The organism is Microscilla marina ATCC 23134, from assembly GCF_000169175.1.
Lineage (GTDB): Bacteria > Bacteroidota > Bacteroidia > Cytophagales > Microscillaceae > Microscilla > Microscilla marina.
On record NZ_AAWS01000027.1, the window covers coordinates 79,138 to 94,299 of the forward strand.

Below are 15,162 nucleotides of genomic sequence, written 5' to 3' on the forward strand. Positions count from 1 at the left end.
GGAATAACTACCCCAAAAATTTTGTGTTTATTCCCACTTTGCCTGCCACTGACTGCCTTATTTCTTACAAAATTAGCAAACGTCTTCGAACTATTTTTCCTTCTAACTGAAACTCTAGCATATACCAACCCGACGGTATTTTGGGCAATAACACCAACAACCCGCGTTGGTCGATAATGTTACGGGGCAAGTCTACCGCCTTGCCCAAAATATTTACTAGGCGTATATTACGAATCTTTTGGTAGTGCAGACTTTTGATCACCAACACCCCGTTGCTTGCCACTGGATTGGGGTAAACACCTATGGCCTCATCTTCGCTGAGTTGCGCTACTTGGGTGGCAATGGCTTGCTCCAGCGATTGCAACGTACTGCGCAAAGCCTCGGCTTTTTGGGCGTCAGTAGCCGCGTCAGCATTGCACAAACCCTGCAAACTATCGATGCGAAGGTTGAGCGCCTTGATACGAGCCTCAAACGCATTGGTTGGGTAAAACTGCTGGCACGAATCTACATTGAGTTGGCACTGTTTCAGGGCATTATTTACTTCGGTTTGCAATTGTGCCACCTGTTGAGGCACAAGACTGGAAGCCGCAAACCAAAACTGTATTTGGGCGTTGAGGGTTTGCTCTACAGTAGTCAGCTTGTTGAGTAAAGCAGCCGAACTACAAGGAGTTACACAGTTTTGTGGTTGGGTATTGCAAATTTGTTCAATGGCTTGAATCTTACTTCTCAACTCGCTGAGACGATCGGTAAACACCTTGCCAGTACAAAACTGCTCGCAACCCGTATTAGAGTTTTGGCATTGATTAATGGCAGCATCTACATCTGCTACCAATTGGTCTACCCCGTTATATAGCTCACCCGTGAGGCGCAAAGGTGCACACTCATCAGTTTTGCCCGCACACACTTGCACATCGGCATTTATTTTTTCCCGCAAAGCCTCCATTCTTTCAAACACCTTATCGCCAGGGCACTGGGTGCTACAGCCTGCCCTGTGGGGGGCCACCACCGGCAAAGCGGCTACTACTGGGTTGTTAATTGGGTGGGCAAAAGCACCAAAAGGATCCATTCCATCTTTTTTTACCTTCCATACCAGCAAATCAACCAATGAACTCAACATTACTACTGGTGGCTCATAATCGGTAAAAGTACCCAACAGACAAACCCCCATGGTGCCATCTTGTCGCCCGGTGCAAAAGTGTCCCCCTCTAATATTGTCTCCCTCTGCTTCTTTACCCTGTGGGTCTCGTCCTTCGTAAATAGTGCCATCCGGGGCAATCAGGTAATTGTAAGCAATATCGTTCCAGCCCAGGGTTACCCGGTGATAAAGGTAAATGCCCCGCAAAATAGCCACCTGATCGGCAGCATCGTTTGACGACACCGAGTGGTGCACAATCAAATGTTTGACATCAGTAACCACTGGGTCAGGAATAGGTTCAGGAGTGAGCCCTGCCCGCCAAACTGATTGAGGTACCGAGCCAGGTTTGCCGCAAGCCTCTCGGGTGCGAAAACGCGCCTTATGCGCCCTTACCTTTTGCTTTACTGCCTGGGTGTTGCCCAAATGGTATACATGCAACTCAAGCTCCCCCTTGAGCTTGCCCGAATAAAAAGTACATTGTTGAACCCCCGCTTTTAGCAATATCGGGTGACTGTACTGCTGGGTGTTGCTGGTGCTGTGCAAGTTAGCGTATAGTTTAAAACGCTGCTCACCACTGCTCAGGTAGCTTTCGCCAATGTGTTGTCCTGGGGCATATACTATACTAAGACTTTGGCTGCTTTGGGCAAAGTTGAGCTTGTATGAGGTGTTAGGTTGCACTTGCAGACTGTATATACTTACCGAGTTGCCTACTTTTTGGGTAAGCGTTTGGGCACTCACCTGAGCGCAAGCCCACAGACATACAATCAAAGCGCAGGTATTTTTTATAATCTTCATGAGTTAAAAGCTGACTTTAACGAGCTTGCGCCAAAAACTTAGACAAGCTCAATTTGATAAACCATTGATGGTACAAATATAAGGGGTTAATTGCGTAAAGCTAAAAAACCAACCGTCTCTCTTGTTACCACAGGCTCTTCCTCCGCCTCGCTTGCTCCGAGCTTGTCCTCGGAGGGCAGTGTCTCCACGCCTGATCTAAACCTTGTTCTTTGCAAGCTTTAGAGAGGTTGCTCATTTTTTATAAGAAAGCCCTACTATACTTGCGACTTGTCGCTTGAGGCTTACTCCTACTGTTAAACACACTTGTCTTTAGCTGCTCATTACATCAATATGTGCCGTTACTTACTTCTCAAAAAGTGTGGGCAACACTTCATGAAACACTTTTTTGCCGGCCGTAGTCAAATATGGATAAAACCAATACAGCATTGCCTCAGTAAAATATTTGATTTTGTCGGCTGCTGCCCCCTGATACAAAATCTCCGCCTCCGAAATCCAAAAGTCCCCCATAATAGTAAATTGCATTTGCAAATAGTCAAAGGGCACCTCTTGTATACTTTCGCTCAGCATTTTTTGCCCAATCAACAATTTTACGGCAAACCTGAATTGCTCCTTGCGCAATTGTACCAGTTGCTGATAGTGCGCCTTAATACCAGAGCTCCCCCGCATGATTTGCACAAAATCCAGCATCAAAAAACGGTACTTGTGCAAAGTATCAAAAGTAAACCTGACCGAGTGCATAAGCGAGGTAAGACCTGTATCTGCTGCTTCAAAGGTATCAAACTCACCATTTAGTGTTGTCACCAACTGTTCATACAATTGTTCAATCAACGCTTGTTTGTCTTTGTAATGGTAATACAAATTGCCCACACTTATGCCCAAGGCATCGGCCACGTGGCGAGTACTTACTTTTTCGCTGCCGTGTTGGTTAAAAAGCTCCAGCGCTTTTGCCAGTATTTTCTCTTTGGTTTTCATATACAATAGTCCATAGTATTTAGTCGATAGTCCATAGCTGATTCGAGTAAATGTTCACCTTGTTAAATGCTGTAAACCAGTATTTTATATTAAGATTGCGTACTCACTTTATTTTTAAAAGTGTTTCGGTTTTATGCCTAAACACCCAATATAAATAGTTTTTAAATTCATCAATAACTGATCACCGGCAACCAAAGTTGACTAAAATCACTGTGGAGTATTACATATAAATAGTAGATAGATAAACATTGACTGAAATCATTGCAAAATACCATCATGTCAATCACAAAAATATATAAAATTAGAACATTTGTTCTATATTCGCGTTATACATACTATAGAACATTTGTTCTAAACCTGTTTAAGACATTTCAATAAGCATATAAAAACATACTATAATCATGAAAAGCATCATTGTAGGTGGCGGTATTGCCGGACTTGCTACTGCCATTGGTTTACATAACAAAGGTTTTGACACTGCAGTATACGAAGCAGCCCCAGCGTTTACTCCTGCCGGAGCAGGTATTTTACTTGCCCCCAACGGCATGGAAGTACTCAAAAGAACAAACCTGGATTTGTTTCACCGGGTACAACAGTTGGGCAACCAAATTACACGTTTGCAGGTAGTCACTCATACCCATAAAAAGTTGGCAGGTGCTGATTTCAAAACAGGCAATTTGTGCTACGCCATTCACCGGGCAGCATTGATTGGAGCATTGGCTGAGCAATTGCCCCCTGAGGCATTGCACACCCACAAACGTTTCGAGAAGTTTACTGAGGGTTCTTCTGGCATCAAAGTAAGCTTTGAAGATGGTAGTCAGGCTTCAGGCGATTTTTTGGTAGCAACCGACGGCATTCACTCCAGGGTAAGGGGGCAACTCTTGGGCAAACTGCCTTACCGCTATGCCCAACAAACCTGTTGGCGTGCCATTGTGCCTTTTAAGTTGCCCCAAGGCTACCAACATACTTTTACCGAAATGTGGGGAAATGAACCAGGGCTCAGGGTAGGGTTTGGTGCTATAGACGACGAACACATCTATTTCTTTGCTACTTATTTTACCAGTGCTGGCGGCAAAGATGACCCCAAAAGTCTCAAGCAAGATTTATTGAGTATTTATAAAGATTTTCCTCCGCTGGTACTCGATTTTATCAAAACCGCCCAGGTAGCTAATATTCTCAGAAATGATATTTATGATTTAAATCCCGGCAGCCAATGGCATCGAGGCAGGGTGGCACTGGTAGGCGATGCTGCCCACGCTACTACACCTAATATGGGGCAAGGGGGAAATCAAGCTTTGGAAAGTGCCTGGGTGTTGGCAGAGTGTATGGCAAAGGTGGTACAACAACCACAACGGCTAACTACAGGTTTTGCCCAATACCAACAACAACGACTTAAAAAAGCGCATAAGGTGGTAAAAGACTCCTGGCGTATATCGCGGTTGGTAAACTTAAAAAGTGGCATTGCCAGAGGAGTACGCAATCTGGCGATGCAATATATGCCGCCCCGACTTGCCGAGGCGAACATGGAAAAAGTATACGCGTTGGAGTATGATTTCTAAAGGTAAAAATTATAAAATACGGTAGAACCCGTGATGACCAAAAAAAACGAAATCAACAAAAACATATAAAGGTAAGGGTGTAAGGGTAGGGTACACGAAAGCAAAAACTTGCTGAGTGTAACCCTTCTTTCCAGCGAGTTTTCGTAGTTGTGCACAATTTGTTGGCTTAGCTCCTGGTAAAGAATCATCCCGTGTTTTTTGTTTCTTACAAAAGCCACATAAGTATTGATTTGGGTAATGGCAGAGGCAAGGGTAGCAAGCGACACAATGGCAAGGGCAATGACACCATACGAGTGCGGAACATTGGCCCAAAGCACCGAGATAACAGCCACTAAACCCAACGAGAAATGTCCAAACAACTTCTTCAGTAAATCTCTTCCGAGTCGCTCTTGCTTGTCAGACAATTCATTTAATTCTTCCCAATAAGAATCTATTTTATTAATCACACCATCTTCGGTGAGAATATAATTTGTACGATCATTCATGAACTTGATCTATATTATTAAAACTCTTGATTATCCAAATTTAATATCTAATTTTGTTAAATGTGTAACGATTTTCAATTTTAACTCACACACTACACAAATTACGGTCTTTTCTGCTAGTTAATCACTATTTTAAGCCGTTTGTAACCTCTATAGTGAGAATTTAACAATAAAAATTAAACGCCATCAGGTCAAAAATCCTAAATATTCTTTTTTGGTCAATTATCTCTGCTGCATTTATTGGACCTGGTACCATTACGACAGCTTCTAAGGCAGGCGCTACATTCCGGTTAGATTTATTATGGGCGTTGGGTTTTTCTACGGTTGCTTGTTTTTTGTTGCAAGAAGCTGCCGCCAGGGTAAGCATCATTTCCGGGCTCAACTTAGGGCAAGCCATCGCCAAAAGCTTTGATAACAGCGTAGCCAAAATACCCGTGTTGATATTAGTAGTAGGGGCCATTATTTTGGGGTCAGCGGCTTACCAAACAGGCAATATTTTGGGGGCAGTGGTAGGGCTTAAGCTCATGTTTAACCTCCCCGCCAAGTTGTTGGTAAGTATTGTGGGAGTATTGGTGGTGGTGGTACTCAGTTTGCCTTCCTTGCAAATAGTGGCGCGTTTCATGGGTTTTTTGGTAGTTTTTATGGGATTGGTTTTTCTTACTACCGCTGTTTTTGTGGCCGATTCGTTGCCTGCGGTTGACTTGATTCAGGGGCTATTTATTCCCTCTTTGCCCCAAGAAAACGGAGCCAACCTGCTCATTTTGGGCTTAATAGGCACTACAGTAGTCCCTTACAACCTCTTTCTGGGTTCTGGCGTATCAGACAAAACCCACACGCTCAAAGACATGCGCTTTGGGTTGTTTGTAGCGGTTGTCTTGGGTTGTATTATTTCTATGGCAGTCCTTATTGTGGGTACCACTATTCAAGGTCATTTTTCGTTTCAGGCGCTTGCTCAGGCACTTTCTGCCCAGTTGGGTGGTTGGGCGGTATACTTGTTTGGTTTTGGCATGTTTGCGGCTGGTTTTTCTTCGGCTATCACAGCTCCACTTGCCTCTTCTATCACGGCACAAAGCCTTTTTGGGGGGCAAAACGCTAAGAAATGGTCACGCACCAGCCGCAACTACCGCCTTATCTGGCTAGGAGTGTTGTTTACCGGGCTTGCTTTTGGTCTGGCCGATGTCAAACCAGTTCCTGCCATTATTTTGGCACAAGCACTCAATGGGTTGGTATTGCCCTTGATCAGTATATTTCTGGTATTTGTGATCAACAACCCTGCTCTGATGCGTAATGGCACTTTAAACAAACATTGGAACAACCTATTGATGGGAGCTGTGGTGTGGGTGTCGCTCAATTTGGGTTTGTTTAATGTGCTTAAGTCGGTATACAAAGCCTTGGGTTGGGGAACTCCCTCAGCTACTTATTGGTGGTTGATCATTGTATCAGTATCTACGCTGATTAGTGTGTGGGCTTGGGTAAAAATATACAAACTGCGCAAATATGTACCTAAATAGTTTTTAAGTGGAAACCCCATGGCTTCAAGTTTTCCACTTGTGAACTTGTTTAAAACGGTCGTTTTTAGCGTGATTTTCGATGAGTTTTAAACAAGCGCTGTTTTATGAGGCACCAACAAAGCCATCCCACCTTTTCTTAGCCCACAATTAATTTTTGAGCTACCCACGCTTCGATTTGTGCTTCAGAATAACCCGCTTCTCGCAAAATAGCCTTGGTGTCAGCCCCAAAAACCGGAGCAGCCCAGGCAGGTTGTGCCTTCGTTTCCGAAAATTTAAGCGGTACCCCAATCGTTTTTACTTTGCCTGCCGTAGGGTGGGCTTGTTCTACAATCATTTCGCGGGCTTGTACTTGTGGGTCATTTTCTACCTCGTGTATGTCATACACCGGGCTAATGAGCAAGTCGTGTTGGTCGCTCAAGTCAACCCAATACTGTTGGGGTTGGGTTTCAAAAAATGCCTTTACCTCTTCATACAAAGCTTGTACCGCTTTGTTGCTGGTAGGAGCTATCTTGTTCATCCATTCACCTTTGCCTGTCACTTGGCAAAACTTCATCCAAAACTGCGGCTCAAGCGTGCCCAATGCAACATACTTACCATCTTGGCAAGGGTATACATTGTAGTTGGCAAGCCCTCCCGACAAAAACAAACTGCCCCTGGGTTGAGGCTGATTGGTAGCCGCAAAAGCTGCGTGGGCAGTTACTGTAAGTGGCATTACACTATCCATCATGGCCACATCTACAAATTGCCCTACACCCGTAGTATGACGCGCCTGCAAAGCCGCCAAACAAGCAATGACCGACATATAAGAACCACCCGCAATGTCGGCAGTTTGTACGCCTGGAATGACGGGAGCCTTGCCTTGCTCACCCGTAATGCCCAGTGCTCCGGCATAGCTGATATAGTTAAGGTCGTGCCCCGCTTTGTCGCGGTAAGGACCCGTTTGCCCATAGCCCGTAATAGACACATAAATAATTTTAGGATTTACCTTTTTCAAATCCTCATAACCTAATCCCATTCTGTCCATCACCCCAGGGCGAAACTGTTCCATGACAATGTCAGCCGTTTTTACCAACTCCAGCAAAATGGCTTTGCCCTCGTCTGCCTTATAGTCGAGCACCAAACTGCGCTTTGAGCGGTTAAATGCCAAATAAATAGCGGCTTCCTTATCGAGAAAAGGAGGGAAGTTTCGGGCGTAATCTTTAAATGTAGGCGATTCTATTTTGATTACTTCTGCGCCCATGTCTGCCATCATCATTGCCCCCAAAGGCCCTGGTAACAAACGGGTTAAATCTAATATTTTAATGCCTTGTAATGGTCCGGCGCTTGGTTTACGTGTTGCTTGCATGCGTGTTGTTTTTTAATATTAATCCATAGCATTTAGTCGGTAGTCTCTACAGCCTCAAGCTTTTAGCGACAAGTCCTTAGATGCCGATGCATATCGGTGCTTCAAGCTTTGGGCCGCTCTTCAAGCCTATTACCGATTTTATAGAACGCTGATTTTTAGCGAATCGGTAGATATATATAGTTATAATATATTGATTATCAGATTTTTAGATGTGTTGAAAACTTACTCTGCTGTGGATGATTGAATAATTATACCTTGTGTCAAAAAACCGAAAGTACGCATTTGTGAGGGAAGTGGCAAGTAGGAACCGGGTTCTTAGTACTGGAGAGTGGAGTTTGTTGAGTTTCAAGGTTTAAGCGACAAGTCTCCTCTCCGTGTTGGTCTTTAGCCAGACCAATGAGCCCAACCATTCCGACGAATGACGAAATACATTTGCTCACCCAAAAGCTGGGGGTTTTTCAAAAATAAGTTGTTTTTCAATTAATTAGCACGCATTGCTCAGGTCGCTCTTCGGTAAGACCTTCGCGAGAGGAAATAGTTTGAATAGAATTTGCTTTGTTAAAAATCAGCGTCTAACCTGCCAGGATTTGATGACACGCTAAAAAAAACGGGCAGGTTTTCGAAGACAATTCAAGCCCAAAAAATAACTTCTCCTTATTGGTCTTAAGGCTTTAGCCAGATCAATACATTTGCTAATCCAACACCTGAGTTTTTTCAAAAATAAGTTGTTTTTCAATTAATTGGCGCGCATTGCTCAGGTCGCTCTTCGGTAAGACCTTCGCGAGAGGAAATAGTTTGAATAGAATTTACTTTGTTAAAAATCAGCGTCTAACCTGCCAGGATTTGATGACACGCTAAAAAAAAACGGGCAGGTTTTCGAAGACAATTCAAGCCCAAAAAATAACTTCTCCTTATTGGTCTTAAGGCTTTAGCCAGACCAATACATTTGCTAATCCAACACCTGAGTTTTTTCAAAAATAAGTTGTTGTTCAATTAATCGGTGAGCATTGCTCAGGTCACCCTTCGGTAAGACCTTCGCGAGAAGAAATAGTTTGAATAGAATTTACTTTGTTAAAAATCAGCGTCTAACCTGCCAGGATTTGATGACACGCTAAAAAAAACGGGCAGGTTTTCGAAGACAATTCAAGCCCAAAAAATAACTTCTCCTTATTGGTCTTAAGGCTTTAGCCAGACCAATACATTTGCTAATCCAACACCTGAGTTTTTTCAAAAATAAGTTGTTGTTCAATTAATTGGCACGCATTGCTCAGGTCGCCCTTCGGTAAGACCTTCGCGAGAAGTGTACTACTTCCTTTTTATAAAAAAACAAATTTTATTTGCCTTCACAAAACATTGTCAAATGTATGAGGATTTTATGACGATGCTAAAAAAAACGGGCAGGTTTTCAAAGACAATTCAAGCCCAAAAAATAACTTCCCTGTATTGGTCTTAAGGCTTTAGCCAGACCAATACATTTGCTAATCCAACACCTGAGTTTTTTCAAAAATAAGTTGTTTTTCAATTAATTGGCGCGCATTGCTCAGGTCGCCCTTCGGTAAGACCTTCGCGAGAAGAAATAGTTTGAATAGAATTTACTTTGTTAAAAATCAGCGTCTAACCTGCCAGGATTTGATGACACGCTAAAAAAAACGGGCAGGTTTTCGAAGACAATTCAAGCCCAAAAAATAACTTCCCTGTATTGGTCTTAAGGCTTTAGCCAGACCAATACATTTGCTAATCCAACACCTGAGTTTTTTCAAAAATAAGTTGTTTTTCAATTAATCGGTGAGCATTGCTCAGGTCACCCTTCGGTAAGACCTTCGCGAGAGGAAATAGTTTGAATAGAATTTGCTTTGTTAAAAATCAGCGTCTAACCTGCCAGGATTTGATGACACGCTAAAAAAAACTGGCAGGTTTTCGAAGACAATTCAAGCCCAAAAAATAACTTCCCTGTATTGGTCTTAAGGCTTTAGCCAGACCAATACATTTGCTAATCCAACACCTGAGTTTTTTCAAAAATAAGTTGTTTTTCAATTAATCGGTGAGCATTGCTCAGGTCACCCTTCGGTAAGACCTTCGCGAGAGGAAATAGTTTGAATAGAATTTACTTTGTTAAAAATCAGCGTCCAATCTGCCAGGATTTGATGACACGCTAAAAAAAACGGGCAGGTTTTCAAAGACAATTCAAGCCCAAAAAATAACTTCTCCGTGTTGGTCTTAAGGCTTTTGAGGGTAAATTTATCACTAATTTACCTTTTGGCTACTTAAGGTATACAACACATACCAAACACATCAAAAACAATGAAATACACAACTACATTTATTGCCCTAAGATTATTACTATGTTATACCCTATTATGGGGTTTTTCGGCTTGCGCCAAAAAAGACAATACCGAGCCTACCACTACTGTTGATCAAAACCCTTTGGCAAACCCCAATGATGGACCGGCCGCAGGCAACCCCGAAGGAAAAGCGGCAATACCTGCTGGTGCTGGGTTAGAGGATGTAACCAACCCCGACGTAGTCATAGGAGATGGGACTCCCGCAAGTTGTACTTGTGAGGCAGTACTGGCTGCGGTAAAAAAAGGGGGTAAAATCACCTTTAATTGCGGTACTGACCCTCATACCATTGAGATGACCGAACCCGCCAAAGTGTTTAACAATGCCACTCCTGATGTGGTGATTGATGGTGGAGGGTTGATTACCCTAAGTGGCAGAGGTAAAAATCGCATTTTGTACATGAACACTTGCGACCAAGACCTTGTATGGACAACGCCGAACTGCCAAAACCAAGATCACCCCAGGCTCACGGTGCAAAATATTACTTTTGCCAATGGTAACTCTACTGCCGAAACCCAATACGATGGTGGTGGTGCAATATGGGTACGCGGAGGAAGGTTTAAGGTAGTAAATACCCGTTTCTTTAACAACATCTGCGCAGGCACCGGACCCGATGTGGGCGGAGGAGCTATGAGGGTATTTAGCCAATACAACAACTTGCCAGTATATATTGTCAACAGTACTTTTGGTGGAGCCGAAGGCTATGGCAACAAAGGAGCAAATGGAGGTGCATTGAGTAGCATTGGTGTATCTTGGACTATAGTAAATAGCTTGTTTACCCATAACCAGGCGTTGGGCAATGGGGGCAACCCCGCAAAAGCTGGTACGCCAGGAGGGGGGAGTGGTGGTGCTATTTACAATGATGGCAATACCATGACGCTTACCCTTTTGGGAACCAAAATTGAACAAAATGAAGTAAACACCCACGGGTCAGCCATATTTTTTGTAAGCAACAATCGCACGGGTGACATTGTGATTGACGGTTCTACTATTCAAAACAACGTAGGGGGCACCTGGTACCCTGTGCATCCGGGCATTTCTATGCACGACGATACTCCAGTAAAAGTGACCAACTCGGTGATAAAGTAGGTACTAGTGCATCAGGGACTAAGTTACTCACATATTATTTGGCGTCCCCGAATCAAGTTCGGGACTGTGAGCTTTTGTCCCCTGACTTCCTCGTAAAAAAGTTAGATAGCTAAGGTTCCGATATGCATCGGAATTCAGAAAGCGAACTATCCGCCATTTTCACGACTCGTCAGAAAACAAAACCGAGCTTTTCGCGAGCTCAACGTAGTTAATTCATCCAAATTAATAAGCAACTTATTTAATCCCTAATGCACTAGGTTTTGCTGAGCCACAAGCGACAAGCAACAAGTACGAGTTTACTACTTGTGGCTTGTCGCTATCAGCTTATTACTCTAGGCTTACTACTTGTGGCTTGTCGCTATCAGCTTGCTACTTTATAGGCTTGTGCCTCTGAAACTACACAGCCACTACATCGGGTTTTTCTTGAGCATCTTTGGGCAAGGCTTTTTTCTTGCGTCTGCCCCACCACATCAGAAAACCCGTCACAGGCAACGAAGCGGTGACCAAACTGGCCAGAAAAGCAATGATTTTGCCCGGCAAACCACCAATGCTTCCCACATGAATATCATAATTCATGCGAATCAACTTGTCGGCAAACACCGCATCTTTGTAGGTGCCATAAATACTGGGAGTGCTCAGTTCTTTGAGGGTGTATTGGTCGTAAAATCTATAATCTATGTTATAGTAAACCCCTGTAGTCTTAAAAATCTCTACATAAATACTTGCCGTATCGGCGGCGGGGTAGTGCAGTTCAAAGCGCTCAGCATTGGGGTAACTGGCCTGTAGGCGGGGCAAAAGCTCATCCATTGGTTGGGCTTTGGGGGCTTGCTTAAGTACTGTACTGTTGGGTATGATAAATTGAGGAGCTTTGGTGCCACCAGTTGCCTTAAATGCAATGAAATAAAACCAATTGAATGCCATGACACATCCTGTAAAGGCAAAAATAAAGGCAAATATTGAAATATAAAATCCTACTACAGTATGCAAATCAAAGTTTTTGCGTTTCCAGCCTGTGGTGGGTTTCCAGATGAACCTGAAGCGTTGTTTGCGGTTCTTTTTGTTTCTTGGATACCACAAAATCAACCCTGTGATCACCATTGCCAAAAACAACAATGTAGCGTAGCTGGTAAGCCGTGAGCCTATAGCCTCAGGCAACCACAAATACATGTGCCCTCGCAACACAAAGGCAAAAAAGCCCGATAGATGATCCTCTACATGCAGTACTTTACCTGTATAAGGATTTAAGAAAACACTTTGGTAAAACTTGGGCTTTTCTTCGTAAAACGTGACTTCTATAGCCTGGTCTTTGTTGCCATACACGGCGCCGTGTATTTTTTTGCCGGGCAAGGCTTTTTGGGCAGCAACTTTTGCCTGGGTAGCAGTAATAAAGGGTTTGTTTTGCACCTTTACTGTGGTGTAGTGGTGACTAAAACTTTTGATCTCGTCTTTGAACACCCAGCAACAGCCCGTGATGGCCATGATAAATACGATTAGACCAGTGCTTAACCCTGTCCATAAGTGTATTTTACGTGCCTTGTCTTTAATGCTCTTCTTTTTTTTAGCCTTTTGAGTGTGTACCTTTTGCGTTTCGTTCATTGTTTTTCTTCTTTGCTGTAGCAGTATATGTCATTAGTCCATAGACGATAGCCGTTTCCTTAAGCTCTAATTGGCTGAAAGTTGTGGGTGCGTTTTTGTCCACAGTCTACAGTGGCTGACGCACACTATAAAAAATCGTTAAGGAAATAGCATTGGTCGGTAGCCCCTGTAAGCTTTTAGTTGTTGGCGCGAAGCTAAAAACTACCGACTCCTGACTCCCAACTATCGACTAAAGCTCCCAACTCCCGACTAAAAACTATCAACTAATTGGGCAAATATATTATTTAGAATAATTCTAATCAAACTATTATTGATAATAAGTCTAAATAAATACGATCTTTGCATTTCTATTTGTGCTCGATTTTTTACTGTACACTTTGGGGGCTAAAAATATTAATAATTAAATATGAATAAGTTATATTTAATTTTTTAGCTCTGATTATCAGTTAGTTAGGATATTATTGAATTCTTTTTTTAGAATATTTTCAGAAAGCACTTGCGAATAGTTTTACCTCTCCATACTTTTGTTGCGCTATTATTCTTATTTAGACTAATTAAAAATAAAGAACTAGTTCAATGAAAGTTCATCCATCCATAATGAATATATCAACACTATCACCTGCTTTTTTGGATAGTACATCGAAAGATAAGTTTGCCGAGAGTATAGGGCAAGCCTTGACTGAGATTTCCCGGTTTTTCGATAAAGACCAATTCTATAGTGGGGCTAGTGTAAGCCAACTAAAGCAGCAGATGCAAACCATTGTGGGCAAGCTCGACCAACCGCTTAATTTGGAAGATACCCTGAGTGAACTCAAGGAATTGTACCTCGACCATGCCATTGCTTTTCATCACCCTGACTATATAGCACACCTCAATTGTCCAGTGTTGATTCCGGCGTTGGTGGGCGATTTTATTGCTTCGTCGTTAAACACTGCCGTAGAAACCTGGGATCAGAGCACTTCGGCTACGCTCATAGAGCAAGAAATGATCAACTGGACTTGTCGTTTGTTTGGTTTACCCCAAACCGCCGATGGGGTGTTTACCAGTGGGGGTACTCAGTCTAACTTTATGGGCTTGCTTATGGCAAGAGACGATTATGCGTTTAAACACCTGGGTGTAAACATTAAGCAGGAGGGCTTGACACCTGATGTGAGCAGGTTTAGGGTGTTTTGCTCAGACAAAGCTCATTTTAGTGTAAAGAAAAACGCGGCATTGTTGGGGATGGGCTACAACTCGGTGGTGGTAGTAGAAACCGATGAACGCTTTAAGATGAAGCCTGAGGCATTGCAGGCAGCCATTCGCAAAGAAAAACAACAAGGCAACTTGCCTATAGCTGTATTTGCTACTGCGGGTACAACCGATTTTGGCAGCTTTGATCCGCTCAACGAGATATGCGCGGTAGCCAAAGCCAACGATATGTGGTTTCATGTAGATGGGGCGTATGGAGGTTGTTTTGCGCTTACGCATACCCACAAACACTTGTTCGATGGGGCACAGTATGCCGATTCTATTACTATAGATTTTCACAAAACCTTGTTTCAGCCGGTATGCTCAAGTGCTTTTTTGGTGGCCAACCAGCAAAACTTTAGGTATGTGTCGCATTATGCCGACTACTTGAACCCGATAGAAACCAAAGAGGCTGATTTTCAGAACCTGATCGTAAAATCGGTACAAACCACCCGCCGCTTTGATGCCCTCAAGCTTTGGTTTACTTTGCGTATGGTAGACGAGACCGACTTAATTTATTACCTCGAAACGGTGCACCGCCGTGCTATAGATGCTTATGAGCTGCTACAGGCACAAGGTTGCTTTGAACTGGTACACGAACCTGAGCTAAGCACGGTAGTTTTTCGCTACCAATTGCCCAATGAGGCTACCAATGCTCAGCTGGACGAAGCCAATTTGTATATCAAAAATACTTTGTTCAATTCGGGGCTTGCCTCTATTGCCAGTACCCGCCTCAACGGAAATATTTACCTCAAATTTACTTTACTCAATCCTAATACTACTGTTACTCATTTGCAGCACATTATTGAACTAGTAGTGACAAAGGCAGCAGAGTATGCGAATAGTCAGGAGTTGATAGTCCGTAGTCGGTAGCTACTAAAGGTTCAAGGAACAAGCGACAAGCTCCAAGTTGAAGCTGCTCTTCAAGTTTTTGTGATTTTATATATCGTTGATTATTAGCGGTTTATGAAATCGGTAGATAGAAGTCTCTACAGGCTCAAGCTTTTAGCCTGTCGCAGATGGCTTACACATTTGTTTTTTAATGTTAAGTAAACAGCATTGATCAGTAGCTGATAGCATAACCTAAATTAATGATTTGTCAAATTTG

At 43.1% G+C, this 15,162-nt stretch carries 9 protein-coding genes; 4 read left to right on the forward strand and 5 right to left on the reverse strand.

Annotated features, from left to right (window positions below):
- Nucleotides 1-64: 64 nt before the first annotated feature.
- Together M23134_RS22610 and M23134_RS38695 are read right to left on the reverse strand one after the other, a co-directional pair.
- The gene (locus M23134_RS22610; protein WP_004156414.1) at nucleotides 65-1,930 is read right to left on the reverse strand and encodes an N-acetylmuramoyl-L-alanine amidase; all 1,866 of its coding nucleotides are present in this window, start codon (nucleotides 1,928-1,930) and stop codon (nucleotides 65-67) included.
- 342 nt (nucleotides 1,931-2,272) lie between these two features.
- Entirely contained in the window at nucleotides 2,273-2,902 is a 630-nt protein-coding gene (locus tag M23134_RS38695; protein ID WP_004156415.1) for a TetR/AcrR family transcriptional regulator, read from the reverse strand.
- 401 nt (nucleotides 2,903-3,303) lie between these two features.
- Here M23134_RS38695 and M23134_RS38700 point away from each other — a divergent pair, with 401 nt between their 5' ends.
- A complete protein-coding gene (locus M23134_RS38700) occupies nucleotides 3,304-4,461 on the forward strand; it encodes an FAD-dependent monooxygenase (RefSeq protein ID WP_004156416.1) in 1,158 nt (385 codons plus the stop codon).
- Here M23134_RS38700 and M23134_RS22625 read toward each other — a convergent pair.
- The gene (locus tag M23134_RS22625) at nucleotides 4,458-4,946 is read right to left on the reverse strand and encodes a hypothetical protein (RefSeq protein WP_004156417.1); all 489 of its coding nucleotides are present in this window, start codon (nucleotides 4,944-4,946) and stop codon (nucleotides 4,458-4,460) included. The genes M23134_RS38700 and M23134_RS22625 overlap by 4 nt on opposite strands.
- Before the next feature lie 308 nt (nucleotides 4,947-5,254).
- Here M23134_RS22625 and M23134_RS22630 point away from each other — a divergent pair, with 308 nt between their 5' ends.
- Nucleotides 5,255-6,457, forward strand: coding sequence for an NRAMP family divalent metal transporter (locus tag M23134_RS22630; RefSeq protein ID WP_004156418.1), 1,203 nt, complete (start codon nucleotides 5,255-5,257; stop codon nucleotides 6,455-6,457).
- A 136-nt stretch (nucleotides 6,458-6,593) separates the two neighbouring features.
- Here the strand turns inward: M23134_RS22630 and M23134_RS22635 are convergent, their stop codons facing one another.
- Nucleotides 6,594-7,802, reverse strand: a complete 1,209-nt coding sequence (locus tag M23134_RS22635; protein WP_004156424.1) for a CaiB/BaiF CoA transferase family protein — start codon at nucleotides 7,800-7,802, stop codon at nucleotides 6,594-6,596.
- 2,301 nt (nucleotides 7,803-10,103) lie between these two features.
- Between M23134_RS22635 and M23134_RS22640 the strand changes: the two genes are divergently transcribed.
- Nucleotides 10,104-11,231 carry a hypothetical protein gene (locus M23134_RS22640; RefSeq protein WP_004156428.1) on the forward strand — a complete coding sequence of 376 codons (1,128 nt, stop codon included), beginning with the start codon at nucleotides 10,104-10,106 and terminating at the stop codon, nucleotides 11,229-11,231.
- A 396-nt stretch (nucleotides 11,232-11,627) separates the two neighbouring features.
- On the opposite strand, the gene M23134_RS22645 is transcribed toward M23134_RS22640, so the two are convergent.
- The gene (locus M23134_RS22645; RefSeq protein ID WP_004156430.1) at nucleotides 11,628-12,827 is read right to left on the reverse strand and encodes a PepSY-associated TM helix domain-containing protein; all 1,200 of its coding nucleotides are present in this window, start codon (nucleotides 12,825-12,827) and stop codon (nucleotides 11,628-11,630) included.
- Nucleotides 12,828-13,424: 597 nt separating this feature from the next.
- Here M23134_RS22645 and M23134_RS22650 point away from each other — a divergent pair.
- Nucleotides 13,425-14,927, forward strand: coding sequence for a pyridoxal phosphate-dependent decarboxylase family protein (locus M23134_RS22650; RefSeq protein WP_004156433.1), 1,503 nt, complete (start codon nucleotides 13,425-13,427; stop codon nucleotides 14,925-14,927).
- Nucleotides 14,928-15,162 lie beyond the last annotated feature (235 nt).

Coding starts and splice junctions, on each gene's coding strand:
- M23134_RS22610 (WP_004156414.1), bottom strand. CDS start 1,930: ATGAAGATTATAAAAAATACCTGCGCTTTGATTGTATGTCTGTGGGCT.
- M23134_RS38695 (WP_004156415.1), bottom strand. CDS start 2,902: ATGAAAACCAAAGAGAAAATACTGGCAAAAGCGCTGGAGCTTTTTAAC.
- M23134_RS38700 (WP_004156416.1), top strand. CDS start 3,304: ATGAAAAGCATCATTGTAGGTGGCGGTATTGCCGGACTTGCTACTGCC.
- M23134_RS22625 (WP_004156417.1), bottom strand. CDS start 4,946: ATGAATGATCGTACAAATTATATTCTCACCGAAGATGGTGTGATTAAT.
- M23134_RS22635 (WP_004156424.1), bottom strand. CDS start 7,802: ATGCAAGCAACACGTAAACCAAGCGCCGGACCATTACAAGGCATTAAA.
- M23134_RS22640 (WP_004156428.1), top strand. CDS start 10,104: ATGAAATACACAACTACATTTATTGCCCTAAGATTATTACTATGTTAT.
- M23134_RS22645 (WP_004156430.1), bottom strand. CDS start 12,827: ATGAACGAAACGCAAAAGGTACACACTCAAAAGGCTAAAAAAAAGAAG.
- M23134_RS22650 (WP_004156433.1), top strand. CDS start 13,425: ATGAATATATCAACACTATCACCTGCTTTTTTGGATAGTACATCGAAA.